This is a genomic window from Nonomuraea sp. NPDC050790 (assembly GCF_044456745.1).
GTDB lineage: Bacteria > Actinomycetota > Actinomycetes > Streptosporangiales > Streptosporangiaceae > Nonomuraea.
Genome location: NZ_JBITGF010000014.1, coordinates 117,146 through 139,395, shown reverse-complemented (window position 1 = coordinate 139,395; position 22,250 = coordinate 117,146). Strand labels below are relative to the sequence as shown.

Annotated in this window: 26 protein-coding genes; 13 read left to right on the top strand and 13 right to left on the bottom strand. The window is 70.3% G+C overall.

What is annotated here, in order from left to right:
* Nucleotides 1–3 precede the first annotated feature (3 nt).
* Nucleotides 4–1,488 carry an MFS transporter gene (locus ACIBEJ_RS46940; RefSeq protein WP_397189503.1) on the top strand — a complete coding sequence of 495 codons (1,485 nt, stop codon included), beginning with the start codon at nucleotides 4–6 and terminating at the stop codon, nucleotides 1,486–1,488.
* 142 nt (nucleotides 1,489–1,630) lie between these two features.
* Here the strand turns inward: ACIBEJ_RS46940 and ACIBEJ_RS46935 are convergent, their stop codons facing one another.
* On the bottom strand, nucleotides 1,631–2,602 hold the full coding sequence (locus ACIBEJ_RS46935) for a sigma-70 family RNA polymerase sigma factor (protein WP_397189502.1): 972 nt from the start codon (nucleotides 2,600–2,602) through the stop codon (nucleotides 1,631–1,633).
* 60 nt (nucleotides 2,603–2,662) lie between these two features.
* Between ACIBEJ_RS46935 and ACIBEJ_RS46930 the strand changes: the two genes are divergently transcribed.
* Nucleotides 2,663–3,286, top strand: coding sequence for a maleylpyruvate isomerase family mycothiol-dependent enzyme (locus tag ACIBEJ_RS46930; RefSeq protein ID WP_397189501.1), 624 nt, complete (start codon nucleotides 2,663–2,665; stop codon nucleotides 3,284–3,286).
* Nucleotides 3,287–3,357: 71 nt separating this feature from the next.
* A complete protein-coding gene (locus ACIBEJ_RS46925; protein ID WP_397189500.1) occupies nucleotides 3,358–3,903 on the top strand; it encodes a dihydrofolate reductase family protein in 546 nt (181 codons plus the stop codon).
* On the opposite strand, the gene ACIBEJ_RS46920 is transcribed toward ACIBEJ_RS46925, so the two are convergent.
* The 3 genes from ACIBEJ_RS46920 to ACIBEJ_RS46910 all read right to left on the bottom strand — a co-directional run bounded on the left by ACIBEJ_RS46920 (nucleotide 3,891) and on the right by ACIBEJ_RS46910 (nucleotide 5,842).
* The gene (locus ACIBEJ_RS46920; protein ID WP_397189499.1) at nucleotides 3,891–4,298 is read right to left on the bottom strand and encodes a PPOX class F420-dependent oxidoreductase; all 408 of its coding nucleotides are present in this window, start codon (nucleotides 4,296–4,298) and stop codon (nucleotides 3,891–3,893) included. The two genes, ACIBEJ_RS46925 and ACIBEJ_RS46920, sit on opposite strands and share 13 nt — an antisense overlap.
* A gap of 80 nt (nucleotides 4,299–4,378) precedes the next feature.
* Nucleotides 4,379–4,612 (bottom strand): DUF3073 domain-containing protein, encoded by a 234-nt coding sequence (locus tag ACIBEJ_RS46915; RefSeq protein WP_397189498.1) that lies wholly within the window; start codon nucleotides 4,610–4,612, stop codon nucleotides 4,379–4,381.
* A 150-nt stretch (nucleotides 4,613–4,762) separates the two neighbouring features.
* Complete coding sequence (locus ACIBEJ_RS46910; protein WP_397189497.1) at nucleotides 4,763–5,842, bottom strand: Leu/Phe/Val dehydrogenase; 1,080 nt, start codon at nucleotides 5,840–5,842, stop codon at nucleotides 4,763–4,765.
* Nucleotides 5,843–5,950: 108 nt separating this feature from the next.
* Between ACIBEJ_RS46910 and ACIBEJ_RS46905 the strand changes: the two genes are divergently transcribed.
* Both ACIBEJ_RS46905 and bldC read left to right on the top strand, forming a co-directional pair.
* Nucleotides 5,951–6,817, top strand: a complete 867-nt coding sequence (locus ACIBEJ_RS46905) for a hypothetical protein (RefSeq protein WP_397189548.1) — start codon at nucleotides 5,951–5,953, stop codon at nucleotides 6,815–6,817.
* 334 nt (nucleotides 6,818–7,151) lie between these two features.
* Nucleotides 7,152–7,355, top strand: coding sequence for a developmental transcriptional regulator BldC (bldC, locus tag ACIBEJ_RS46900; protein ID WP_013133571.1), 204 nt, complete (start codon nucleotides 7,152–7,154; stop codon nucleotides 7,353–7,355).
* A 154-nt stretch (nucleotides 7,356–7,509) separates the two neighbouring features.
* On the opposite strand, the gene ACIBEJ_RS46895 is transcribed toward bldC, so the two are convergent.
* Nucleotides 7,510–8,181 (bottom strand): TetR/AcrR family transcriptional regulator, encoded by a 672-nt coding sequence (locus ACIBEJ_RS46895; RefSeq protein ID WP_397189496.1) that lies wholly within the window; start codon nucleotides 8,179–8,181, stop codon nucleotides 7,510–7,512.
* 145 nt (nucleotides 8,182–8,326) lie between these two features.
* Here ACIBEJ_RS46895 and ACIBEJ_RS46890 point away from each other — a divergent pair, with 145 nt between their 5' ends.
* From ACIBEJ_RS46890 to ACIBEJ_RS46875, 4 genes are all read left to right on the top strand, one after another.
* Nucleotides 8,327–9,364 carry a LacI family DNA-binding transcriptional regulator gene (locus tag ACIBEJ_RS46890; RefSeq protein WP_397189495.1) on the top strand — a complete coding sequence of 346 codons (1,038 nt, stop codon included), beginning with the start codon at nucleotides 8,327–8,329 and terminating at the stop codon, nucleotides 9,362–9,364.
* 93 nt (nucleotides 9,365–9,457) lie between these two features.
* Nucleotides 9,458–9,706, top strand: a complete 249-nt coding sequence (locus tag ACIBEJ_RS46885) for a hypothetical protein (RefSeq protein ID WP_184970160.1) — start codon at nucleotides 9,458–9,460, stop codon at nucleotides 9,704–9,706.
* Between the two features lie 28 nt (nucleotides 9,707–9,734).
* Nucleotides 9,735–10,562, top strand: coding sequence for an N-acetylmuramoyl-L-alanine amidase (locus tag ACIBEJ_RS46880; protein ID WP_397189494.1), 828 nt, complete (start codon nucleotides 9,735–9,737; stop codon nucleotides 10,560–10,562).
* On the top strand, nucleotides 10,559–12,157 hold the full coding sequence (locus ACIBEJ_RS46875; protein WP_397189493.1) for a beta-N-acetylhexosaminidase: 1,599 nt from the start codon (nucleotides 10,559–10,561) through the stop codon (nucleotides 12,155–12,157). The genes ACIBEJ_RS46880 and ACIBEJ_RS46875 overlap by 4 nt, the downstream gene beginning before the upstream one ends.
* Before the next feature lie 66 nt (nucleotides 12,158–12,223).
* Here ACIBEJ_RS46875 and ACIBEJ_RS46870 read toward each other — a convergent pair whose 3' ends face one another.
* Both ACIBEJ_RS46870 and ACIBEJ_RS46865 read right to left on the bottom strand, forming a co-directional pair.
* On the bottom strand, nucleotides 12,224–12,418 hold the full coding sequence (locus ACIBEJ_RS46870; RefSeq protein WP_397189492.1) for a heavy-metal-associated domain-containing protein: 195 nt from the start codon (nucleotides 12,416–12,418) through the stop codon (nucleotides 12,224–12,226).
* A 53-nt stretch (nucleotides 12,419–12,471) separates the two neighbouring features.
* Nucleotides 12,472–13,914: a DHA2 family efflux MFS transporter permease subunit gene (locus ACIBEJ_RS46865; protein ID WP_397189491.1), complete on the bottom strand. Its 1,443-nt coding sequence runs from the start codon at nucleotides 13,912–13,914 to the stop codon at nucleotides 12,472–12,474.
* A 110-nt stretch (nucleotides 13,915–14,024) separates the two neighbouring features.
* Here ACIBEJ_RS46865 and ACIBEJ_RS46860 point away from each other — a divergent pair, with 110 nt between their 5' ends.
* Both ACIBEJ_RS46860 and ACIBEJ_RS46855 read left to right on the top strand, forming a co-directional pair.
* Nucleotides 14,025–14,735: a TetR/AcrR family transcriptional regulator C-terminal domain-containing protein gene (locus ACIBEJ_RS46860; protein ID WP_397189490.1), complete on the top strand. Its 711-nt coding sequence runs from the start codon at nucleotides 14,025–14,027 to the stop codon at nucleotides 14,733–14,735.
* A gap of 69 nt (nucleotides 14,736–14,804) precedes the next feature.
* The gene (locus ACIBEJ_RS46855; RefSeq protein ID WP_397189489.1) at nucleotides 14,805–15,242 is read left to right on the top strand and encodes a DUF1772 domain-containing protein; all 438 of its coding nucleotides are present in this window, start codon (nucleotides 14,805–14,807) and stop codon (nucleotides 15,240–15,242) included.
* A 93-nt stretch (nucleotides 15,243–15,335) separates the two neighbouring features.
* Here the strand turns inward: ACIBEJ_RS46855 and lpdA are convergent, their stop codons facing one another.
* A complete protein-coding gene (gene lpdA / locus ACIBEJ_RS46850) occupies nucleotides 15,336–16,715 on the bottom strand; it encodes a dihydrolipoyl dehydrogenase (protein ID WP_397189488.1) in 1,380 nt (459 codons plus the stop codon).
* Between the two features lie 20 nt (nucleotides 16,716–16,735).
* Complete coding sequence (locus ACIBEJ_RS46845) at nucleotides 16,736–17,110, bottom strand: tautomerase family protein (RefSeq protein ID WP_397189487.1); 375 nt, start codon at nucleotides 17,108–17,110, stop codon at nucleotides 16,736–16,738.
* Nucleotides 17,111–17,129: 19 nt separating this feature from the next.
* On the opposite strand from ACIBEJ_RS46845, the gene ACIBEJ_RS46840 reads away from it, so the two are divergent.
* Both ACIBEJ_RS46840 and ACIBEJ_RS46835 read left to right on the top strand, forming a co-directional pair.
* Nucleotides 17,130–17,780, top strand: a complete 651-nt coding sequence (locus tag ACIBEJ_RS46840; protein WP_397189486.1) for a response regulator — start codon at nucleotides 17,130–17,132, stop codon at nucleotides 17,778–17,780.
* Nucleotides 17,781–17,786: 6 nt separating this feature from the next.
* The gene (locus ACIBEJ_RS46835) at nucleotides 17,787–18,839 is read left to right on the top strand and encodes a quinone-dependent dihydroorotate dehydrogenase (RefSeq protein ID WP_397189485.1); all 1,053 of its coding nucleotides are present in this window, start codon (nucleotides 17,787–17,789) and stop codon (nucleotides 18,837–18,839) included.
* A gap of 11 nt (nucleotides 18,840–18,850) precedes the next feature.
* Here the strand turns inward: ACIBEJ_RS46835 and ACIBEJ_RS46830 are convergent, their stop codons facing one another.
* From ACIBEJ_RS46830 to ACIBEJ_RS46815, 4 genes are read right to left on the bottom strand one after another with little or no spacing between them, the layout of a single operon-like run.
* Complete coding sequence (locus ACIBEJ_RS46830; RefSeq protein WP_397189484.1) at nucleotides 18,851–20,029, bottom strand: ABC transporter permease; 1,179 nt, start codon at nucleotides 20,027–20,029, stop codon at nucleotides 18,851–18,853.
* A complete protein-coding gene (locus ACIBEJ_RS46825; protein WP_397189483.1) occupies nucleotides 20,026–20,682 on the bottom strand; it encodes an ABC transporter ATP-binding protein in 657 nt (218 codons plus the stop codon). The genes ACIBEJ_RS46830 and ACIBEJ_RS46825 overlap by 4 nt, the downstream gene beginning before the upstream one ends.
* The gene (locus ACIBEJ_RS46820) at nucleotides 20,679–21,734 is read right to left on the bottom strand and encodes a peptidoglycan-binding protein (RefSeq protein WP_397189482.1); all 1,056 of its coding nucleotides are present in this window, start codon (nucleotides 21,732–21,734) and stop codon (nucleotides 20,679–20,681) included. The genes ACIBEJ_RS46825 and ACIBEJ_RS46820 overlap by 4 nt, the downstream gene beginning before the upstream one ends.
* Nucleotides 21,731–22,231: a hypothetical protein gene (locus ACIBEJ_RS46815; protein ID WP_397189481.1), complete on the bottom strand. Its 501-nt coding sequence runs from the start codon at nucleotides 22,229–22,231 to the stop codon at nucleotides 21,731–21,733. The genes ACIBEJ_RS46820 and ACIBEJ_RS46815 overlap by 4 nt, the downstream gene beginning before the upstream one ends.
* Between the last annotated feature and the right edge of the window lie 19 nt (nucleotides 22,232–22,250).

The following is a 22,250-nucleotide window of genomic DNA, read 5'->3' as shown; positions in this document are numbered from 1 at the left end:
CACATGACTACTACTCTTCCCCGTACCGGGGCGGGAGCATGGCTGGGACTGACCGTGCTCGCCCTGGCGACGTTGTTGCTCGCTGTGGACAACACCGTTCTGATGCTGGCTCTGCCCCATCTGGCCGCCGATCTGAATCCCAGTGCCATCGAACTGCTGTGGATCACCGACGTTTACGGCTTCATGATCGCCGGATTCATCATCACGATGGGCTCGCTCGGCGACCGGATCGGACGCCGCAGGCTCCTGCTGCTCGGCTCGGTCGCCTTCGCCGCCGCCTCCGCGCTGGCCGCGTACTCGACCTCGACGACCATGCTGATCGTCGCCCGGGTGCTCCTGGGCGTCGCCGGGGCGGCGATCGGGCCCTCGGCGCTGGCGCTGGTGGCGGGGCTGTTCCCCGGGGCCCGGCAGCGGGCCATCGCCATCGGCGTGTTCACCGCGTGCTTCATGGGCGGGGCGGCCGCCGGGCCGGTGATCGGCGGGCTGCTGCTGGAGCACTTCTGGTGGGGCTCGGTGTTCCTGATGGGCGTGCCGATCATGGCGCTGGTCGTGCTGGGCGGGCTCGCCTTCCTGCCGGAGACCTCGGGCGGCGGCTCGGCCCGGCTCGACCTGGCCAGCGTGGCCCTGTCGATGGCCGCGCTCCTGCCGCTCGTCTACGGGCTCAAGGAACTGGCCGACGATCCGGCCCAGGTCGTGGCGTACGTGGCCGTCCTGGTCGGGCTGGCGTGCGGCGTCGCGTTCGTACGGCGGCAGCGCACGCTGGCCGAGCCGCTGGTGGACACGAGCCTGTTCGCCAACCGGTCCTTCAGAACGGCGCTGCTGATCCTGGCGCTCGCCATGGTGATGCAGGGCGGCGTATACCTCTTCGTCAGCCAGCACCTCCAGCTCGTCGAGGGCCTGTCGCCGCTGACCGCCGGCCTGTGGATGGCGCTGCCCGCGCTCGGCCTGGTCGGCGGCTCGCTGGCGGCGCCGGTCATCGCGGGCAGGTTCCGTCCCGGCGTGGTCGTCGGGGCCGGGCTCGTGGTGTCGGCGGCCGGGTTCGCCGTCGTGGTGGCGGGCGACGGGCTCGCCATGCTGGTCACCGGCGTCACGATCGCCTTCCTCGGCATGGCGCCGGTGGGCGCGCTCGGGCTCGACCTCATCGTCGGCTCCGCGCCCCAGGAGCGGGCCGGGTCCGCCTCGGCCATCGCGGAGTGCGGCGGCGAACTGGGGATCGCGCTCGGCATCGCGCTGCTCGGCAGCGTCGGCACCGCCGTCTACGGCAGCATCGTCACCTCGCCGCAGGCCGGCGGCTCGCTGGGCGAGGCCATCGACGCGGCCACGGGCCTGCCGCCCGCGCAGGCCGCCGCGCTGCTGGCCGAGGCACAGGGCGCCTTCTCCCAGGGGCTGCTCGTCGTGGCGGCGATCAGCGCGGTGCTGGTGCTGGTCCTGGCGGTCTGCGCGCTGACCATGCTCAAGCACCTGCGCCCGATCGGCCAGGACGCCTGACACGCTCGGAGACGCCTGGCTCGCTCGGAGACGCCTGGCTCGCTCGGAGACGCCTGACGCGCTCAGAAACGCCTGGCCCCGCTCGGAGACGCCTGACGCGCTCAGGACAGCTCCACGGGCGGGCCGGCGTGCCGGAAGGCGCTCAGGGCAGCTCCACGGGCAGGTCGAAGGCCGGGAAGTGGTCGGCGCCGAGGAAGGACGTGATCTCGGCGATCCGGTCGTCGCGTATCCCGAACAGCGTGATCGACCAGGCCCCGTGCACGGCGCCGGCCGACTCGCCGAGGTAGAAGGCCACGGCGGGCCGGCCGTTCGCGCTCGTGGGCAGGTGGCGCCAGCTCGGGCACCGGGTCAGCGGCACCTCGACCGCGAAGTCGGTGACCGCGGGCAGCCCGCCGTACCACTGGGACAGCGGCGGCATCGACCAGGTGACGTCGGCGGTGAGCAGCGCCACCAGCGCGTCGGCGTCACCCCGTTCGAGCGCGGTCGCGAACCCCGTGGCGAGCTGCCGGGCGCGGGCGTCGCCGCCGGCCTGCCCGCCGGGCCCCGGCACCCGCTCGGCCACGACCCTGCGCGCCCGCGCCAGGGCGGAGTTCACGGAGGCCGTCGAGGCGTCCATCATCGCGGCGATCTCCGCGGCCGAGAACCCCAGCACGTCGAACAGCAGCAGCGCGGCACGCTGGTTGCCCGGAAGGTGCTGCAGCGCCGCCACGAACGCGAGCTCGACGGCCTCACGCTGCTCATAGCTCAACCCCACGTCCGGGTACGGCCCCAGCCACCGCTGCTCGGTCACCGGAGCCGCGTCGAGCACCGCGTGCTCACTGGACGGCCCGAGGTCCACGGGCATGGCCCGCCGCTCACGCCCCTTAACCAGATCCAGGCAGGTCCGGGTGGCCACCGTGTACAGCCAGGACCGCAGCGTCGAGCGCCCCTCGAAGCGGGCCAGCCCGCGCCAGGCCCGCAGCAGCGCCTCCTGCACGGCGTCGTCGGCGTCGTGCGCGGAGCCGAGCATCCGGTAGCAGTGGGCGTGCAGTTCCCGCCGGAGCGGCTGGACGAGCCGGGTGAACGCCGCGTCGTCCCCCGCCCGCGCCCGCGCCAGATCGGTGTTTTCCGTCACAGGCGACGATTCTGCATCATGCCCGCAGTCCTACCTGGCGACGACAGGAGGTGCTCTGACATGACAGATTCCGGACTTTGGGCGCTGATCCACGCCGAGCGGGCGGCTCTGGCGGCCGATCTGGCGGCGCTGACGGACGAGGGGTGGGCGACGCCGTCCCTGTGCGAGGGGCTGAGCGTGCGCGAGGTGCTGGCCCATCTGACCTCGGGCGCCCGGCTCACCCCGATGCGGTGGCTGGCGGGCGTGGTGCGGTGCCGGTTCGACTTCGACCGGCAGGTGGTGATGCGGCTGCGCGAGCAGTTGGGCGGGTCGCCGGCGGAGACGCTGGAGCGCTTCCGCGCCGCGGTGACGAGCAGGACCAAGCCGCCGCTGCCGCTCATCGCGATGCTGGGCGAGACCGTCGTCCACGGCGCGGACATCCGCCGCCCGCTGGGCATCCGCCGCGACCACCCGATCGGCACGCTCACCCGCCTGGCCGAGTACTACGTGGGCTCCGACCAGATCGTCCTGGCCAAGGGGCGGGTGCGCGGGCTGCGGCTGGCCGCCGACGACGGGCCGTTCGCGAGCGGCTCCGGGCCGTCGGTGACCGGCTCGACGCTGGCCCTGATCATGGCGATGACCGGGCGGGACGCCTATCTCGACGAGTTGTCGGGCGACGGCGTGGCGATCCTGCGCAAGGGCTGACCGCGGCCCGCGTTCCCTGTCACATCTCCCGATCGACGTGGAAGCAGAGACCACCGAGAAGGAGAACGAAGATGAGGAAGATCGTCGCTGGACTGTTCGTCTCGCTGGACGGAGTGGTGGAGTCGCCGGAGAAGTGGCACTTCCCCTACGTCAACGACGAGATGACCACGGCCGTCATGGCCCAGCAGGCCGGCTCCGACACCCTGCTGCTCGGGCGGGCCACGTACGAGGCGTTCGCCTCGACGTGGCCCCACCGCAGCGACCCGATGGCCGACCACCTCAACAACGTCGCCAAGCTGGTCGTCTCGACCACCCTGCGCGCCGCGGACTGGAACAACTCCACCCTGATCGGCGGCGACGCGGTCGAGGAACTGCGCCGGATCAAGGCGGGGCCCGGCGGGAACATCGGCATGACCGGCAGCGTCACGCTCACCCGCGCGCTGCTCGCCGCCGGGCTGGTCGACGACCTGCACCTGTACGTCCACCCGATCGTGCTGGGAACGGGGACCAGGCTGTTCGACGCGTCGACCGGCCGCCTGCCGCTGGAGCTGGCCGGCTCGGCCACCTTCACCACCGGGGTGGTGCACCTGCACTACCGGCAGGGTCAGCCCGTGTGACCGATCACACGCCGGGGAGCCAGCCTGACCACCACGCGGACCACGTCCGGGGGCAGGTCCAGGTACTCCTGACCGGCGCCCTCGCCCTCGTACTTCTCCGCCAGCTCCACCGCCAGCCGCCGGCCCTCGTCCTCGGCGACCGTCGCCACCCCGCGGACCTCGACGTACTGGTCGGGGTCCGCCAGGTCGAACACGCTGAGGCTGGCGCGCGGGTCGCGCTCCAGGTTGCGGACCTTCCGCCGGCCCGCCTGGGAGGAGATCACGACGTCGTCCCCGTCCGTGCCCACCCACACCACGGAGGTCTGCGGGCTGCCGTCGGGGTTGAGGGTGGCCAGGATGCCGATGTTGGGAGCGTCAAGGATCTTCCTGGCGATGTCACTCAAGGGCATGCTCATGAGTGGATCACATCACACAGGCACCCGGCGCGGGGTTGTCGCGCCGGGTGCCTGATGAAAGACGTCAACCGGGAGAGCGGCTACCGGCGGCCGGACGTACGGTCGTCGTCGTCGTCCTCAGCGCCGTAGTCGTCGGCGTAATCGGCATAGCGATCCGCCAGCTCATCGTTGAGGTCGTCGGCGTCGTCGTCGTTGTGGCTGGAGTCTCCGACCCCGAGTTCATCGCGAAGACGTTCAAGATCTGTGCCACCGCTGTTGTACTTCAGCTGGCGAGCAACCTTGACCTGCTTGGCCTTTGCTCGGCCGCGCCCCATTGGCTCGACCCCCTCGTGTGGGGTCGTCCCCGACCCCTCGTCGCTAACGCACCACTCGCTGACGCCGCTGTCTTCGGACGTCAGCCTCTCGTTCGCCTATTACCGTACCTGTTTTGTGCCCAGCTCGGTACGTCGTATGGGCGCGGGGCGTCAGGCGCCCAGCCAAATGCCCCTGATTCGCCCGACTTCCGACATTCTGCGCTCTGCCAGCCTATCGGCTGCGACAGCCGGAGGTACGCCCTCCTCCGCGGCGATTCCGAAGATCTTCAAAGTCGTGTCGTAGATCCTGGCCGCCCTGGAGCGCGCGCGGTCCATGTTGAAGCCCTCGATCTCGTCCGCGACCTGGATGACCCCGCCGGAGTTCACCACGTAGTCGGGAGCGTAGAGGATGCCGCGGTCGGCGAGCTGCTTCTCCACGCCGGGGTGGGCGAGCTGGTTGTTGGCCGCGCCGCACACGATCTTGGCGCGGAGCGTCTCCACGACCGAGTCGGTCAGCGCGCCGCCCAGCGCGCAGGGCGCGAAGACGTCGATGTCGGCGACGGCCATGGCGGCGGCGTCGGCCACCACCTCGACCTCGGGGTGGCGCAGGCGCACCCGCTCGATCGCCGCCTCGCTGACGTCGCAGACCACCACCTCGGCGCCGTCCTCGCGCAGGAGGTCGACCAGCCGGTGGCCGACCTTGCCCACGCCCTCGACGCCGACCCGCCTGCCGTGCAGCGACGGCGTGCCGTAGACCCGCTCGGCCGAGGCGCGCATGCCCTGGAAGACGCCGAACGAGGTGAGGATCGAGGAGTCGCCGGCGCCGCCGTGCTCCACGGTGCGGCCGGTGACGAAGCGCGACTCCCTGGCGACGACGTCCATGTCGGGGCTGAAGGTGCCGACGTCGCAGGCGGTGATGTAGCGCCCGCCGAGCGACTCGATGAAGCGGCCGTAGGCCCGCAGCAGGGGCTCGGTCTTCTGCGTCGCGGGGTCGCCGATGATGACGGCCTTGCCGCCGCCGTGGTCGAGGCCGGCGAGGGCGTTCTTGTACGCCATGCCCTTGGCCAGGTTCAGTACGTCGGCCAGCGCCGCCCCCTCGCTCTCGTAGGGGTAGAAACGCGTGCCCCCGAGGGCCGGGCCGAGCTGGGTGTTGTGGATCGCGATGATGGCGCGGAGGCCGCTCTGCTCGTCGGCGCAGAAGACGACCTGTTCGTGAACGTCCTTGTGGGACGTGCCGAAGACGTCGGTCACGGTAGTGACTCCCTGTCCGGTTCCGCCGCCCCTTCGCGGCGGAGATCACCTCTCAGGGTAGTGGCAGCAACGGTGCAAGCAGGCTGTCTTCATGACACGATGCCTTCCGTGCTGCCCTACGCCGCGTACCTCCGCGTCTATGAGCCGCTGACCGCCTTCAGCGAGTCTGAGCGGAAGGTCTGGGCCGAATACGCCGAGTCGCGCGACCGCCCGCGCCGGGCGACCGCGCTGCAGGCCGAGCACGGCGAGTCCGTCCGGCGTCTGCTCGGCATGCCGCCGCACCCCGCACCCGCCCAGGAGAGCCCCAACGCCTATTTGCGCCGCGTTGAGGATCGCCTGTACGTCTGCCCCTGGCAGACGCGGCTGCGCTCGTGGCTGGCGTTCTCACGGCTGCGCGGGACGGTTCCGGTGAAGATGATGGACCGTTTCGTCCCGAAGACGATCGCCGAGCAGACGGCCGACGACTTCGACCGGTTCAAGCGCACGGGTGGCTCGTCGGTGCTGCGCACCCACATCAGGACCACGACCTGGCACGTGCCACCGGCGTGGTTCATCCCTTTCGACGGCAACGAGCGGTGGCTGGTGCTGGGCTCCACGCCGCCCAAGGGCCAGGACCTCACCACGACCACCGGCCGCAACCTCATCTACGTGACCTCCATGGCGCAGGCCAGGCGGCGCTCGGCCAAGGCGCTGCAGGTGCTGCGCAAGCATCTGGGCGACGTCGCGGCGGGGCTCGACGTGGAGGACGTGGCCCGCTGGCTGGAGGAGTTCCATCCGCACTCGCTGGTCGAACTCGACTACGGCGGTCTCGTCCATCTGATGGACGACGACGCGCTTCAGGCGGACCAGTCTGTAGCGGAGCTTTCTGCCGCTTTGACCGGTTTGGACACGGGTCAAGAAGAACTTGCGTTCGCGATGTATCAGCGGGTGATCCTGCGCTGGAAGTCAATGCAACTTCTGGAATCTGCCAACTGAACCCCATACAGGGGTCCTGACCAGCAAGAGCATGGCATGAGTGGGTCACGTGTCAGGCCTGCTGGCTTCTGCGAACTGAGTAGTTTGCCGTTTTCACTGCGATACCACGAAACGTGTCGCTAGAATCACCGAGCGTGACATCGCCATGTGGGCGGGCAGTTGGGTCAAAGAAGGGCTCGCCAATCGCTCTGCGTGGCGGTATGGTCACTTCGGGTGATGCCGCATATGGCTCAGAAAAGCCGCACGCTCTGGGCCATAGGGGGACATCCGTGACACGCGCAAAGGCAGTCGCAGGATCGCAGATGCCGGTCCACACGGAGGAGAGGCCGCACAAATGTCAGCTCGTACACCCGAGGCCGAGCCACTGCTCACGCCCGCCGAGGTCGCGACCATGTTCAGGGTCGACCCCAAGACCGTTACCCGGTGGGCCAAGGCGGGCAAGTTGACGTCGATTCGTACCCTCGGCGGTCACCGGCGATACCGGGAGACCGAGGTCCGGGCGCTGCTGGCGGGGATTCCGCAGCAGCGCTCGGAGTAACTCCGAGGTCGTCACGGACCTATAGGGGGGTTTCACGGTGGGCCAGGGTCTCCGGCCCGGTCCACCAGCGTGACGACGTCATGTCGCCCCGCGCGTCGGGGGACGCAAACGGGAGTTGGCGCCGCCCGCCCGGCGCCATCCTTCCCGCTCCGGGTCAGGCGGGGAACTGCTTGCTCGCCAGGCTCTCGAACAGGGTCCGCACCTCGTGGTCGTAGGTGGCCGCGACGCCGAGCAGCGCGATCATCTGGTCCACGAGCATCTTCTCCAGCACGGGACGCTCGATGTCGCGGTGCTCCAGCCAGTCCAGCCCCGCCGTCTCCACGGAGGCGATCCACGACACGATCGTGGTGCGCAGCACGGGCGTGGGCCGCTCGACCCGCATCTGCTTCTGGATGAGGCGGAACAACCGCTGCCGGACCCCGTCGACGATCTCGCCGACCTCGCCGGCCCGGTTGGCCGGTCCCCCGCGCAGCAGCGCGGCGAACCCGGCCGCGTGCTCCTCGACGAAGTCGAAGTAGCGCCTGAGGCCCGCGGCCAGCTCGTCGAGCGGCCTGCCGCCCTCCTGCGGCCGAAGCCGGGACTCCAACTGTTCTGCCGCGCTTTTCAGCGCGGCGACATACAGCTCCTGCTTGCCGCCGAAATAGTGGTACACGAGCGCCCGTGAGGCGCCCGCGGCGCTCGCCACGTCGTCGATGGAGACGTCTTCCGCATCGCGCTTGCTGAACAGCTCAAGCGCCGCGGCCATGAGTTCTTCCCGACGCCGGTCGACGCTGAGCCTGCGCCGTGCGGGGCGCGCCGCTTCGGCGGAGGACTTCCCGGGTGTCACACCTGCACAGTATCCGACTCCATGCCCAATAACGGCCGCCCGCCGCCGGGGTCGAGATCAGGCTTACCTGATGAAAGCCGTACCCTGCGGCGAACTCGATCGTTCAGTGAGACAGGTGCCCGTATCCGCATCGCGGGGGAGACACATGTCAGGACCGCCCGTCAACACGACCGTCGCCGAGGTAGACACCCTGCCCCGGCCCAGGCCAACCATCCGCAACGTCGCCGAGCGAGCAGGCGTCTCCAAATCGCTCGTCTCACTCGTGCTGCGTGGGTCCCCCCACGTGAGCGAGCATCGGCGGCAAGCCGTGCTCGCGGCAGCGCGCGAGCTCGGCTACCGCCCCAATGCCGTGGCGCGCAGCCTCGTCGAAGGCCGTACCCATCTCGTCGGCGCGCTCGTCGCCGACCTACACAACCCGTTCTACGCCGAGTTTCTCGACGGGCTCCAGGAGAGCCTGCACGGCGACGGGCTACGCATGCTGATCGGCAACAGCCAGTGGGACCCCGCGTTCGAGGACGAAGCGGTGGAAGCCTTCCTGGAGCTCCGGGTCGACGGCCTGGTGCTCTTAGGCATAGCGCCGACCAGCGAGACGCTCATCGAGGCGACCTCCTACACGCCCACGGTCGTCGTAGGGGAACGTGACATCGAGCTCGACGGCGTCGACATCGTGGTCGACGACGACCAGCTCGGCGCCCGGCTTGCCATCGACCACCTGGTCGAACACGGCCACAAGCGCATCGCGCACATCGAGGGCAACCGCTCCTCGCGGTGCGAGGGGTATCTGGTCGCGATGCGGCGGCACGCGCTGGCGCCGTACATCATGGTCGAGCACGCGGAGTGCACGGAGGACAGCGGCAGGGACGCGGCGACGGCGCTGCTGACCCGCGAGCCGCGGCCCACCGCGATCTTCGCGGCCAACGACGTGGTCGCGCTGGGTGTCATGTCGGCGGCGGCGGACCTCGGGCTGCGCATCCCCGAGGACCTGTCGGTGATCGGCTACGACAACACCCATCTCGCGGCCTCGCGCCACATCTCGCTCACCTCGGTCGACCAGCCCAGACGTACGATGGGCCGCTCGGCCGCGGCCCTGCTCAGCGACCGCATCGGCGACCCCTCGAAGGCCGCCAGGCTCCGTGAGGTCACCCCCGAGCTGATCGTACGGCGGAGCACGGGACCCGCCTAAGAGCTACCCAAGGGCTGGTCAATCCCGGATGCCATGGCGGGTCTCCCCGCTTTACTCGTCAGCGTCATGGCGTCTTTTCCGGGGGGAACAGTCATGCGTGATCCAGAACTGGTGTCCTGTGCCCAGCGCGCGGCGGCCGAGCTCGAACGCGCCTGGGCACACTGGCGCGCCGGCAGGGGCAGGGGGAGCGACGTCGGCGCCGAATCCGTGGCCAGTTACGTCGCCCACTCCCTCGACCATCCGTGGGGCCGCCCGCGCGTGGTGCTCGGCCTCGACGCGGAGGACGCGAGGGAGCTCGCGGCCCTGCTCCAGCGGCAGGAAGTGGGCGAACACGTCTGGTGATACCGGATCGTGACGTACCTTGGAGCGCATGCGTGCTCTACCTGCCACCGTTCTCGCCCTGCTCGGCCTGGCCACCGCCGCCTGCGGGGGCGTCGCCAACGGCGTCTCCAACAGTGACGCCGCGGGCGGCCAGAGCCTGGACGTACAGGCGCAGCCACAGCAGCCCGCGCCGGCCGCGACCGCCAAGGCCGCGAAGCCGCTCGACGGCAAGGTCGTCGTCATCGACCCCGGCCACAACGGCGGCAACTTCCGCGACCCCAAGGCCGTCAACCGCAAGGTGAACGTGCTCACCAAGTGGAAGGCGTGCGACACCACCGGCACCGAGACCGCCGACCGCTACACCGAGGCGGCCTTCACCTGGGACGTGTCCAACCGCCTGGTCAAGATCCTCAAGCAGCGGGGCGCGAGCGTGAAGCTGACCAGGGCCGACAACACCAGCGTCGGCCCGTGCATCACCGAGCGCGCGGCCATCGGGAACAAGGCCAAGGCCGACGCCGCGCTCTCGGTGCACGCCGACGGCTCCGCGCCGGGCAACCACGGCTTCCACGTGATCATGCCGGAGAAGATCGGCGGTCCGGTGGACCCGGTGGTGGGCGACTCCAAGAAGCTCGGCCTGGCGGTACGGCAGGCGTTCAAGAAGGGCACGGGCCTGCGGTACTCGACCTACATCGGCAAGGACGCGCTCGACTTCCGCAACGACCTCGGCGGGCTCAACCTGTCGACGGTGCCGAAGATCTTCGTCGAGTGCGGGAACATGAAGAACGCCGGTGAGGCCGCGAAGTTCCGCGACCCCGAGTTCCGGCAGCGCATCGCGTTGGCGTTGGCCAACGGGTTGCAGCAGTATCTCAAGGCATGATTCCTCGCCCCAATCTGCTGAGCCGCCTGTCCGGCTCCTACGAGCTGGCCACGGGCGCCGTCGTGTCCGGCCCCGCCGACCTCGTCGAGGCGGCCCGCCTGGCGCTGCCCGTCCTCGACCTGCGGCCGGGCGACTCCGGCGCCGTCGACATCCGGCTCGACCCGGCTCTCGGGCCCGAGGCGTACCGGCTGACGGTCGGCTCGCGCGGCGTCGAGATCGCGGCCGGTGACCGGGCGGGGGCGTTCTACGCCGGGCAGTCGCTGCACCAGTTGCTGCCCGCCGCCTCCTACCGCTGGACGGCTGGGGCGGAGTGGCGGGTGCCCGGTGTGCGGATCGAGGACGCGCCCCGCTACTCCTGGCGTGGCCTGCACGTGGACGTGGCGCGGCACTTCTTCCCCAAGCGGGAGATCCTGCGCGTCGTGGACCTGATGGCCGTGCACAAACTCAACCGGCTCCACCTGCACCTCGTCGACGACCAGGGCTGGCGGGTGGAGAGCCGGGCCTTCCCGCGCCTGCACGAGGTGGCCTCGCACCGCCCGCGCACCGCGACGCACCATTACGGCCAGCCGGAGGCGTACGACGGCCTTCCCCATGGCGGCTACTACACGCTGGACGACCTCGCGGAGATCGGCGCGTACGCGCGGGCGCGGGCGGTCACGGTCGTGCCGGAGATCGACGTGCCGGGGCACGCCTCGGCGATCCTGGCGGCCCACCCCGAGTTCGGGGCGACGGGCGAGCCGGTCGAGGTGCTGGACCGGTGGGGCATCTCCCCCGCGATCCTGTCGCCGCTGCCCGCCACCGTCGAGTTCCTGACGACGATCTTCGACGAGCTGCTGGGCGCGCTGGGCGAGACGCCGTACCTGCACGTCGGCGGGGACGAGGTCGTCCTCGACCAGTGGGAGTCCTCCCCCGAGATCGGCGACTACGCCCGGGAGCTGGGGCTGGAGTCGGTGGCGGCGCTGCACGCGTGGTTCCTGCGGCGGCTGGCCGACGCGCTGGCCGAGCGGGGCACGCGGGCCGTGGTGTGGGACGAGGCGTTCGTGGCCGGCGACCTACGGCCGGACACCGTCGTGATGCCGTGGCGCGGCATGCCGGTCGGGCGGCGGGCCGCGGCGGCCGGGCACGACGTGGTGGCCACGCCGGTCTTCCCGTTGTACTTCGACTACGCCGAGGCCGCCTCGACCGACGAGCCCTTGGCGATCGGCGACGCGGTCACCGTCGCGGACGTGGCCGCCTTCGACCCCGCGCCCTCCTCATGGGAGCTGGCCGAGCGCCGGCACGTGCTCGGGCTGCAGGCGCAGTTGTGGAGCGAGCGCATCCCGGACGCGCGCACGCTGGACTACAAGGCGTGGCCGAGGGCGTGCGCGCTGGCCGAGGTGGGCTGGTCGGGGTCCGCGGGTCCCGATTTCTCTGAACGGCTCCGCGAGCATCTTGGGCGGCTGGACGCGCTCGGGGTGGAGTACCGGTCGCTGGAGGGGCCCAGCCCCTGGCAGCGCGGCCGTCCCCACCGGCCGGGGGTCGTCTCGGTGACCGAGGTCATGGACCACGTGGAGCAACTCGCCCAGAGCGCCACCTCCACCCGCCCCAGCATGTGACCGCCCACGGTCCTGGAAACCCCTTCGGAGGTGTTCACGCCCGGAGGAAGGATGGTTGTGCGGGGGTCAGGTGACCTGGTAGCCGGCTTCCTTGATGGCGGCGCGGACGAGGGAGTCGTCGGCGGCGCCGGTGACCGTGACGAGGCCGGTGGACAGGTCGACGTCCACGTCGGTGACGCCCGCGACCTCCCCCACCTCCTCCTTGACGGAGGCGACGCAGTGGCCGCAGGTCATGCCGGTGACGTTGTACGTGGTGCTCATGGGGACAATCGTATGCCCCCGGCCGGTATGCCGGGGGCATGTGCCGTACAAGCTCAATGTCCTTCCGCGCGGGCGAATCTGGGCAGCAGGAACGACAGCGCGAACGTGGCGGCCAGCAGGCCGATCTCCACCGCGATCGTGATCTGGAGCGCGTCGGGGAAGGCCATCCGGCTCTTGAGCAGGTTGAAGAACAGCGTCCCCAGTACGGCGGCGCCGAGCGCGCCACCGAGCTGCTGGACGGCGGTGAGGGTGCCGGAGGCCGAACCGGACTCGTGGGGTTCGACGCCCGCCAGGATGATGTCGAAGAACGGCGCCATGGTCAGGCCCATGCCGATGCCGACCAGGGCGAGCCCGGGGGCCAGCTCCCAGTAGCCGATCTGCGTGCCGTTCAGGTGGATGAACAGGGCGAGGGTGGCGGCGCCGAGCGCCATCACGACCGAGCCGATCTGCATGAGGCCGCGGCCGAGCTTGGCCTGCAGGCCGGACATCGCGAGGCCGAAGCCGATCACGCCGCCGATGGCCTGCGGCAGGCCGGCGAGCCCGGCCTGGAGCGGTCCCCAGCCGAGGCCGATTTGCGTGAAGAGGTTGAAGACCACGCCGAAGCCGACCATTCCGGAGAAGAACGCGAGCCCGGCGATGAGGCCGGTGGTGAAGGCGCGCTTGCGGAAGAGGGCGGGCACGACGAGCGGGTCCTTGCCGTTGCGCACGCGGGCGGTCTCGTAGCGGCCGAAGAGGGCGAAGACGATGATCGAGGCGCCCATGGAGACGAACGTCCAGGCGGGCCAGTCGTGCTCCTGTCCCTGGATGAGCGGGAAGATCAGCAGGAACGCCGCCACCGAGACCAGCAGCATGCCGACCAGGTCGAGCTTGGTGGCGTTGGAGAGCCGGAACTCGGGCAGGAACTTGATCGCGGCGAACGCGGCGGCGAGGCCGACGGGCAGGTTGATCAGGAAGATCATGCGCCAGCCGGTGCCGAACAGGTCGGCGTCGATGAGCCAGCCGGCGAGCACGGGCCCGCCGACGGACGAGATGGTCATGACGGGGCCGAAGGCGGCGAACGCCTTGCCGATCTCGCTCGGCGGGAACATCTCCTTGATCAGGCCGAGGCCCTGCGGGATCATCACGGCGCCGAACAGTCCTTGCAGGACGCGGAAGGCGATCAGCATCTCGGGGGTGCCGCTGACGCCGCACAGCAGCGAGGCGGCGGTGAAGCCGAAGGCGCCGATCACGAACATGCGCTTGCGGCCGTAGAGGTCGCCGAGCCGGCCTCCGGTGATCAGGCCGACGGCCATGGCCAGCGCGTAGCCGGCGGTCAGCCACTGGACCAGCGCGTTCGAGCCGCCCAGCTCACGCTGGATGGTCGGGGCGGCGATCGTGGTGATCAGCGCGTCGAGCAGGTCCATCACCTCGGCGGCGAGGATGACGAAGAGGGCGACCCAGCGCCATCTGTAGGGCTGGGTGTCCGCGGGGGTGCCCGCGGCGGTGGTCACGGTCATGCGAACTCCTGGGGAACAACGTTCTTAGAACGAACAGCGTTCGTGTACAGACACTGTTCTAATGACGAACAGCGTTCGTGTCAAGTACACTGTTCCACGAGGAGGAGAACATGACATCAGTGCCCACCCCGCCGTGGCGCAAGTCGCCCAAACCGGTGAAGCAGCAGCTCAGTCAGGCGTTGATCGTGGAGACCGGGTTGCGGATCCTCGACTCGGAAGGACTCGACGCGCTGAGCATGCGCAGGGTCGCCCAGGAGCTCGGCACGGGCCCGGCCTCGCTGTACGCGCACGTGTCCAACAAGGACGAGCTGCTGGAGCTGATCTACGACCTGATCCTGGGTGAGATCGAGGTGGGCGAGCCCGACCCCGCCAACTGGAAGGCGCAACTGCGCGCGTACGCGCTGGAGTCGCACCAGGTGCTGGGCCGCCACGCCGACGTCGCCAGGGCGGCCATGTCGTCGGTGCCGACCGGGCCCAACGCGCTCAGGCTGGGCGAGTACATGATGTCGCTGCTGATCTCGGCCGGGATGGACCCGCGCGACGCCTCGTTCACCGTGGACCGGCTGTCGCTCTACATCGCGGGAGACGCCTTCGAGGGCTCGCTGCACTTCGCGCGGATGCGCGCCCAGGGGCTGAACGACCGCAAGGAGTACATCCGCAACTTCGTGGGCCAGATCAAGGACTACTACCAGTCGCTGCCGCCCGAGCAGTTCCCCATGCTCACAACCTATGTGGACGAGCTGACCGACCCCGACGGGGAGCAACGGTTCGAGTACGGGCTCGACCTCATGATCGAGGGCATGGCCGCCCGGATGAAGTAAGACGCACTCGTATGGCAATTAGCGTTCAGGCCATGGACCGTCTCATGCCGGGTGGGCCACGATGGTCGCATGATGACACTCGCGCTGATCACCCTGGTCCTGCACGCCGCCATCGCCGGTCTCTTCTACACCTTCTCGATGTCGGTCATGCCCGGACTCAACGCCATCGACCCCGCCGCGGCCGAGACGGCCATGCGGAGCATCAACCGGAAGATCCTCAACCCGTGGCTCTACATCCCCTTCATGGGGGCTCCGGTCGCGGCGCTGGTGGCCGGGTTCCTGGCGGGCTCCCCGGCCGCCCTGTGGTTCTTCCTCGCCGCCGGCGTGAACTTCGTCGGCTCGTTCCTGGTCACCGTCGTCGTCAACGTGCCGATGAACAACAAGCTGGACGCGGGCACCATGTCGTACCCCGAGTACGCGCCCCGGTGGACGGGCTGGAACACGCTGCGCGCGGTGGCGGGCTTCGCCTCCGTCGTCCTGGTCGGTGTCGGCATCGCCTACCTGTAGGCGGTCGCATGTCGATCGAGTACCCGATCAGGTCAGAGCATCAAGAAAACCCCAGACTCATGGCTGGGGTTTTCTTGATGGTCTGACCCGCGCTCACATGTTGATCATGTGGCCGGCCAGGCCGTGGATGGCCTCCTTGACGGCCTCGCCCAGGGTGGGGTGGGCGTGGATGTTGCGGCCCACCTCGTGCACGGTGAGGTCCCACTGCTGGGCCAGGGTCAGCTCGGGCAGCAGTTCGGTGACCTCGGGGCCGATCAGGTGGGCGCCGATGATCTCGCCGTGGGTGTCGTCCGCGATGATCTTGACGAAGCCGTTGGCGTCGCCCAGGCCGTGGGCCTTGCCGTTCGCGGTGAAGGGGAACTTCTGGACCTTGACGTCGTATCCCAGGTCACGGGCCTGGGTCTCGGTGTAGCCGAAGCTCGCGACCTGCGGCTGGCAGTACGTGGCCCGCGGCACCATCGCGAAGTCGATCTCCATGGTCTCCGCGCCCGCGATCGTCTCGGCGGCGATGACGCCCATGGCCTCGGCGGCGTGGGCCAGCATGAGCTTCGCGGTGACGTCGCCGATGGCGAAGATGTGCGGCACGTTGGTACGGCCCCGGCCGTCCACCTGGATGGCGCCCCTGTCGGTCAGCGCGACCCCGGTCTTCTCCAGCCCGTAGCCCTCGACCCGCGCCTGGAAACCGATGGCCTGCAGGACCTTGTCCGCTTCGAGCACCTGGGTCTGCTTGTCGCGGGTGACCGTGACCTTGACCGACGAGCCGGTGTCCTCGATGTTCTCCACGCGGGTCGAGGTGAGCACCTCGATGCCGAGCCGCTTGTAGCGCTTGGCCAGCTCCGCCGAGACCTCCTCGTCCTCCAGCGGCACGATCCGGTCGAGGAACTCCACGATCGTCACCTTGACGCCGTAGTTGTGCAGCACGTAGGCGAACTCGACGCCGATGGCGCCCGCGCCGGCGATGATGATGCTGCTCGGCAGGTTCTCGCTGAGGATCTGCTCCTCGTAGGTCACGACCCGCTCCGACAGCGACGTGCCGGGGATGAGCCGGGTGGTGGCGCCGGCGGCGATGATGCAGTGCGAGAAGGTGACCGTCTCGCCGTTCACCTGGAGGGTGTTCGCGTCGAGGAACTGGCCGCGGCCGTCGTACTCCTTGATGCCGTTCTTCTTCATCAGGAAGTGCACGCCCTTGACCCGGCCGTCGGCGACCTTCCGGCTGCGCTGGAAGGCGGCGCCGTAGTCGAAGGTGACCTCGCCGTTGATGCCGAAGGTCTTGGCCTCCTTGGTGAAGATGTGGGCCAGTTCGGCATTGCGCAGCAGCGCCTTGGAGGGGATACAGCCCACGTTCAGGCAGACGCCACCCCAGTACTTCTCCTCGATGACCGCAGCCTTGAGGCCAAGCTGGGCGGCGCGGACCGCAGCCGTGTATCCCCCGGGACCCGCGCCTAGAACGACGACGTCATAGTGAGTGCTCATGCGTCGGACGATACCGTCCGCTAGACCTCCACCTTGTACGGCAGTGCCAGCTCGTCCGCCGGAACCCCCCGGATGCCCCAGTTGACCTTGGGCATCTCGATGATCGTCACCTCCACGTCCTCGGGACGGAGGGGCGATTTTTCATAGATTTTCCGGATAAGTGCGCGCTTGGCGTCATCACTGCGGCCCGTGAAACACACCACCTCGACCACCAGATACTCGGCACCGCGCTGCGGACAGACGAGGTCCTCCTCGTCGAGCAGCAGGAACCGGTGAAACCGCTTGTCCTCCGGCAGCCCCCACGCCTCGCGCAGGCACGCGTGCAGCCAGTCCGACACCTCGCGCCGCCGCTCGGCCCACACGTCCCGGCGCCCGTAAATCTTCAGCTGTGCCATGTCGGCCAATATAGAGAGCGTGATTCGCATCCTCCTCGCCGACGACGAGACCATGATCAGGGCCGGCGTCAAAGCCATCCTCGGCGCCGACCCCGAGCTGGAGGTGGTCGCCGAGGCCGCCGACGGCAGGGAGGCCGTCGACCTGGCCATCAGCCACCACCCCGACGTGGTCCTGCTCGACATCCGCATGCCGAAGATGGACGGCCTGGCCGCCGCCGCCGAGATCCGCCGGGCCGCGCCGGGCAGCGCGGTCGTCATGCTGACCACGTTCGGCGAGGACGACTACATCGCCAAGGCGCTCGACGTCGGCGCCAGCGGCTTCCTGCTCAAGTCCGGCGACCCGCGCGAACTCCTGGCCGGCATCCACGCCGTCGCCGACGGCGCCGCCTACCTCTCCCCCAAGGTCGCCCAGCGGGTCATCACCCAGCTCGCCGGCGGCCAGATGTCGCGCGGCGCCGCCGCCCGCGACCGCGTCGAACCGCTCACCGAACGCGAACGCGAGGTCCTCGCCCTCGTCGGCGCCGGCCTGTCCAACGCCGAGATCGCCGCCAGGCTCTTCATCGTCGAGGGCACCGTCAAGGCGTACGTGAGCGCCATCCTGACCCGTCTCGGCGTGCGCAACAGGGTGCAGGCCGCGATCATCGCCCACGAGGCCGGATTGGTAGCCTGACCTGTGATGTACCGCCTCTTCTTCACGCTCGTCCTGCGCCGGTTCGACGCCGAGAGCGTGCACCACGCCACCGTCCGCGCGCTCGCGGTGCTGTCCGCGCTGCCGTTCCTCAAGCGCCTGCTGCACCGGTGGCTGGCGCCGCACGACCCGGCGCTGCGGGTGAGCGCGTTCGGCGTGCACTTCCCCGGGCCGTTCGGGCTGGCCGCCGGGTTCGACAAGGACGCCGCCTGCGCCGAGGCGATCTCCGCGCTCGGCTTCGGGCACGTCGAGGTCGGCACCATCACCGCCCACGCGCAGCCGGGCAACCCCCGGCCGAGACTGTTCCGCCGGGTCGGGCAGGCGGCGGTCATCAACAGGATGGGCTTCAACAACCACGGCGCGGCGGCGGCCGAGCGGCGGCTGCGCCGTACGCGGGGGCTGCCGGTGGTGGTCGGGGTCAACATCGGCAAGACCAAGGTGGTGCCGGAGTCCGAGGCCGCCGCCGACTACGTGACCAGTGCCAGGCGGCTCGCGCCGCTGGCCGACTACCTCGTGGTCAACGTGAGCTCGCCCAACACCCCCGGTCTGCGCAACCTTCAGGCGGTCGAGCTGCTGCGGCCCCTGCTGGCGGCGGTCAAGGAGGTGGCCGACGGTACGCCGCGCCGTACCCCCTTGCTGGTGAAGATCGCGCCCGACCTCGCCGACGAGGACGTCGACGCCGTGGCGGACCTCGCCCTTGAGCTGGGCCTGGACGGCATCATCGCGACCAACACCACGATCAGGCACGACGGCGAGCAGGGCGGCCTGTCCGGCCGCCCCCTGAAGGCCCGCTCCCTCCAGGTCCTGCGCCGCCTGCGCGCCCGGGTTGGCGACCGGCTCACGCTGGTGTCGGTGGGCGGCGTCGAGGACGTGGACGACGTGTGGGAACGCCTCCTCGCCGGCGCCACCCTGGTCCAGGGCTACACGGGCTGGATCTACAACGGCCCGCTCTGGCCGTCCCGCATCAACCGCCAGCTGAGCCGCCGCCTGCGCCGCCACGGCATGAAGTCCATCACCGAAGCCATAGCCCGCACCGCCTGACCGCCCCGCCGTTAGACCGTGAGGGCGACGGTTGGGGAGAGGCGGGCGGCGCGCATCGCCGGGTAGATGCCGGCCACCGTGCCGATGACCAGGGTGGCGGCCACCGCGCCGCCGATCGCCCACGGCGGGACCACGGGGGGCCAGTCGCGGGAGACCGCGTAGCCCACCGTGGCCACCGCGCCCAGGAACGCGCCGGCCACCCCGCCCAGCGCCGACAGCAGCAGCGACTCGGCCAGGAACTGGATGCGGACCTGGCCCCTGGTGGCGCCCAGCGAGCGGCGCAGGCCGATCTCCTTGCGGCGTTCCAGGACGGAGATGACCATGGTGTTGGCCACTCCTACGCCGCCGACCAGGAGAGCCACCGCGCCCAGGCCCAGCAGGAGGTTGGTGAAGGCGCCCGCGGCGGCGGCCTTCGCGGCCAGCGCGTCGGAGGGGCGGCTGACCTCCACCTCGTTCGGGTTCTCCGGGTTGACGGTGCGGGGCAGGGCCTCGCGTACGGCGGCCACCGCCGCGTCGTCGGAGCGTTCGTAGATGGTGGTCGGGTGGCCGTCGAAGCCCAGGTACTTCTCCGCCGAGGGGAAGCCGACCAGGGCGGAGCGTTCGATCTCGGGGGCCAGCGGCATCGGGCCGAGGATGCCCAGGACCGTGAACCACCGGTCCCCGATCCAGACCCGCACGCCGGTTCTGGTGATGCCGAGCCGTTCGGCGGCCTTGGCGCCCAGGACGACGGCGGGCTGGCGGCCGGTGGCGGCGTTCAGCCAGGCCCCCTGCGTCACGCTGCCTTCCAGGGTCTTGAGGAGGGGGACGGTCGCGGCCTGTACGGCGATGCCGCCGGTGACCGCCTCCGGGATGTGGCTGGTCCTGCGCACGTTGGTCTTGACGGCGCCGGTGGCCCCGGCGGTCCGTACGTGCTCCATGCGTTCGACCATGCCGGCGGCGTCCTCGGGCAACTGGGACGCCTGGCCGAAGAGCGTCTGCCCGGCCGAGACCGTGAGCAGGTTGGTGCCGAGCTGGTCGAGCTGGCGCAGCAGTTGTTCCCTGGAGGACGAGGAGATCCCGATGACCGCGATCATCGTGGCGATGCCGATGGCGATGCCGAGCGCGGACAGCACGACCCTGGTCGGACGGCTGCGCAGACCGGCCGCGCCGACCCGCAGGACGTCGGAGGGGCTGAGCCTGGCGGGCTTCATGACACGGCTCCGTCCCGCACCTTGACCTGGCGCGGGCACCAGGCGGCCACGTCCATGTCGTGGGTGATGATCGCGATGGTGGTGCCCGAGGCGTGCAGCTCGCCGAGGATGCGCAGGACCTCGGCGCCGGAGGCGGAGTCGAGGTTGCCGGTGGGCTCGTCGGCCAGCAGCAGCGGCGGGTCGCCCGCCACGGCTCTGGCGACGGCCACGCGCTGCTGTTCGCCGCCGGAGAGCTGGTTGGGGCGGTGGTCGAGCCGGTGGCCGAGTCCCACGCGTTCGAGCGCGGCGGCCGCCTTCTCGCGGCGTACGCGGCGGGGCGTGCCGGTGTAGAGCAGGCCGTCGGCCACGTTGTCCAGGGCGCTGACGCCGGGCGACAGGTGGAACTGCTGGAAGACGAAGCCGAGGTTCTTGGCGCGCAGCGCCGAGAGCTGGCGGTCGCTCAGCTTGGAGATGTCGTGCCCGGCGATGCGCACCACCCCGCTGGTCGGCCGGTCGAGGGTGCCGATCAGGTTGAGCATCGTGGACTTGCCGGAGCCGGAGGGTCCGACGATCGCGACCAGCTCGCCGTAGTCGACCTTGAGGTCCACGCCGCGCAGGGCGTGGACGCCCCCGTTGTACGTCTTGGTCACCTCGCGCAGCTCGATGACGCTCATGCCGCGGGCACCCCGACCTTCATGCCCTCCGCGAGGCCGGATCCCTTGACCTCGACCCGGCCGGTGCCGAACGCGCCCAGCTCGACCGGGACGATCCGGCTGCCCGAGCCCTCGACGACCTCGACGCCGAAGCCGCCCTCTCGGGTGGCCAGCAGCGCCTCGACCGGGACGGTGAGCACGCCCTTGACCCGCTCGCTCTCCAGCTCCACGTCCACGGGCGCCTGGTCGAGCCTGGTCTTGGGCTTCTTGTCCAGGGTGATGTCGACGTCGATGGTGGTGGTCTGGTTCTCGTCGCGGCCGGAGGTCTGGGCGACGGTGCCGACCTCGGTGATCCTGCCCTTGGCGCGTTCGCCGCCGGGGAGTTCGACGGTGACCTTGGCGCCCTTCCTGGCGAGTTGCTGCTCGTCGGTGTCGAGGTCGACGTGGACGAGCCGCTGGGTGCCGGTGACCTTGAGGGCCTCCTGTCCCGGCACGGCCTTGCGGCCGACGGCGGTCTTGACGTCGCCGACGCGTACCTCGCCGGGCTGGAAGACGACCTGCGTGGCGTCGACCCTGCCCGTCTCCTCCAGGTCGCGGTCCTCCTGCCATTCCAGGACCGCCAGGTAGGTGGCGTAGGTGAACTCGTCGTCCACGGTCAGGTCGTCGCCGTAGCCGAGCGCCTTGAGGTTGCGCTCCAACTGGGTCACGTCGGGGCCCTCCACGCCGCGTTCGAGGGTGCGGTAGAGGGGGAGCTTGCCGTACATGAGGGTGACGGGCTTGCGGTCCACCTTGAGCAGCGAGCGGCCGCGCTTGATCAGCGCGCCCTCCTCGGGCACCCAGGTCACGGTGCCGCGGGCGTCGGTGGCGACGGTGCGCTCGTCGGTGTAGGTGAGCGTCCCGTCGACGGTCTGCGTGTCGACGAGGTCCTGCTTGGTGATCTCCGCGGTGGCGGGCACGGGCGGGCGCGTGGGCGCCGCCGTTCCCGTGCCGCTGTCACTCAGTACGGCTGTCGCCGTCCAGGCGGCGGCCGCGCCCACGAGCGCGACCGCCGCCGCTGCCAGGAGCTTCCTCACGACTGCTTCTCCGCGCCCGGCCGGAACTCCTTGCAGGACTCCTGCGCCTTCTTCATCTTCTCCTCGTCGCCGGGGCCGCCGGTCATCATGATGCCGCCGTTGGCGGTGGGGTCGGGGACGTCGACGCCGTTCTCCCGCATGCACTGGGCGAACTTCACCATCTGGTCGCGCCTGGCCGGGTCCATGCTCTGGCCCCCGTCGCCCATGACGCCCTTGAGGTGCTTCTGGCACGCCTGCTGGGCCTTCTCCATCTTGGCGCGGTCGGTGCCGGGCTTGGCCTTCATGACGATGCGGCCGTCCTCGGCGGGATCGTCCATGTCGACGCCGTTCTCGCGCATGCACTGGGCGAACTTGAGCTGGGCGTCGCGGGCGTTGCCCGACGGGCTGGCGGAGGCGCCGGCCGAGGTGGCGCCGGTGCCGGTGGTGGCGCTGGTGGAACCGCAGGCGGCGAGCGCCATGAGCATGGCCGCCGCGGCGGGAACGAGTCGAAGGTTCATGGCACCGCACTTCACCGGA

What these genes read in the sequence shown, in the direction of transcription:
- ACIBEJ_RS46855 (WP_397189489.1), top strand. Translation starts at nt 14,805, where the DNA reads ATGATGACACTCGCGCTGATCACCCTGGTCCTGCACGCCGCCATCGCC.
- ACIBEJ_RS46940 (WP_397189503.1), top strand. Translation starts at nt 4, where the DNA reads ATGACTACTACTCTTCCCCGTACCGGGGCGGGAGCATGGCTGGGACTG.
- ACIBEJ_RS46860 (WP_397189490.1), top strand. Translation starts at nt 14,025, where the DNA reads ATGACATCAGTGCCCACCCCGCCGTGGCGCAAGTCGCCCAAACCGGTG.
- ACIBEJ_RS46815 (WP_397189481.1), bottom strand. Translation starts at nt 22,231, where the DNA reads ATGAACCTTCGACTCGTTCCCGCCGCGGCGGCCATGCTCATGGCGCTC.
- ACIBEJ_RS46865 (WP_397189491.1), bottom strand. Translation starts at nt 13,914, where the DNA reads ATGACCGTGACCACCGCCGCGGGCACCCCCGCGGACACCCAGCCCTAC.
- ACIBEJ_RS46890 (WP_397189495.1), top strand. Translation starts at nt 8,327, where the DNA reads ATGTCAGGACCGCCCGTCAACACGACCGTCGCCGAGGTAGACACCCTG.
- lpdA (WP_397189488.1), bottom strand. Translation starts at nt 16,715, where the DNA reads ATGAGCACTCACTATGACGTCGTCGTTCTAGGCGCGGGTCCCGGGGGA.
- ACIBEJ_RS46870 (WP_397189492.1), bottom strand. Translation starts at nt 12,418, where the DNA reads ATGAGCACCACGTACAACGTCACCGGCATGACCTGCGGCCACTGCGTC.
- bldC (WP_013133571.1), top strand. Translation starts at nt 7,152, where the DNA reads ATGTCAGCTCGTACACCCGAGGCCGAGCCACTGCTCACGCCCGCCGAG.
- ACIBEJ_RS46885 (WP_184970160.1), top strand. Translation starts at nt 9,458, where the DNA reads ATGCGTGATCCAGAACTGGTGTCCTGTGCCCAGCGCGCGGCGGCCGAG.
- ACIBEJ_RS46920 (WP_397189499.1), bottom strand. Translation starts at nt 4,298, where the DNA reads ATGAGCATGCCCTTGAGTGACATCGCCAGGAAGATCCTTGACGCTCCC.
- ACIBEJ_RS46835 (WP_397189485.1), top strand. Translation starts at nt 17,787, where the DNA reads ATGTACCGCCTCTTCTTCACGCTCGTCCTGCGCCGGTTCGACGCCGAG.
- ACIBEJ_RS46915 (WP_397189498.1), bottom strand. Translation starts at nt 4,612, where the DNA reads ATGGGGCGCGGCCGAGCAAAGGCCAAGCAGGTCAAGGTTGCTCGCCAG.
- ACIBEJ_RS46825 (WP_397189483.1), bottom strand. Translation starts at nt 20,682, where the DNA reads ATGAGCGTCATCGAGCTGCGCGAGGTGACCAAGACGTACAACGGGGGC.
- ACIBEJ_RS46930 (WP_397189501.1), top strand. Translation starts at nt 2,663, where the DNA reads ATGACAGATTCCGGACTTTGGGCGCTGATCCACGCCGAGCGGGCGGCT.
- ACIBEJ_RS46830 (WP_397189484.1), bottom strand. Translation starts at nt 20,029, where the DNA reads ATGAAGCCCGCCAGGCTCAGCCCCTCCGACGTCCTGCGGGTCGGCGCG.
- ACIBEJ_RS46845 (WP_397189487.1), bottom strand. Translation starts at nt 17,110, where the DNA reads ATGGCACAGCTGAAGATTTACGGGCGCCGGGACGTGTGGGCCGAGCGG.
- ACIBEJ_RS46880 (WP_397189494.1), top strand. Translation starts at nt 9,735, where the DNA reads ATGCGTGCTCTACCTGCCACCGTTCTCGCCCTGCTCGGCCTGGCCACC.
- ACIBEJ_RS46875 (WP_397189493.1), top strand. Translation starts at nt 10,559, where the DNA reads ATGATTCCTCGCCCCAATCTGCTGAGCCGCCTGTCCGGCTCCTACGAG.
- ACIBEJ_RS46925 (WP_397189500.1), top strand. Translation starts at nt 3,358, where the DNA reads ATGAGGAAGATCGTCGCTGGACTGTTCGTCTCGCTGGACGGAGTGGTG.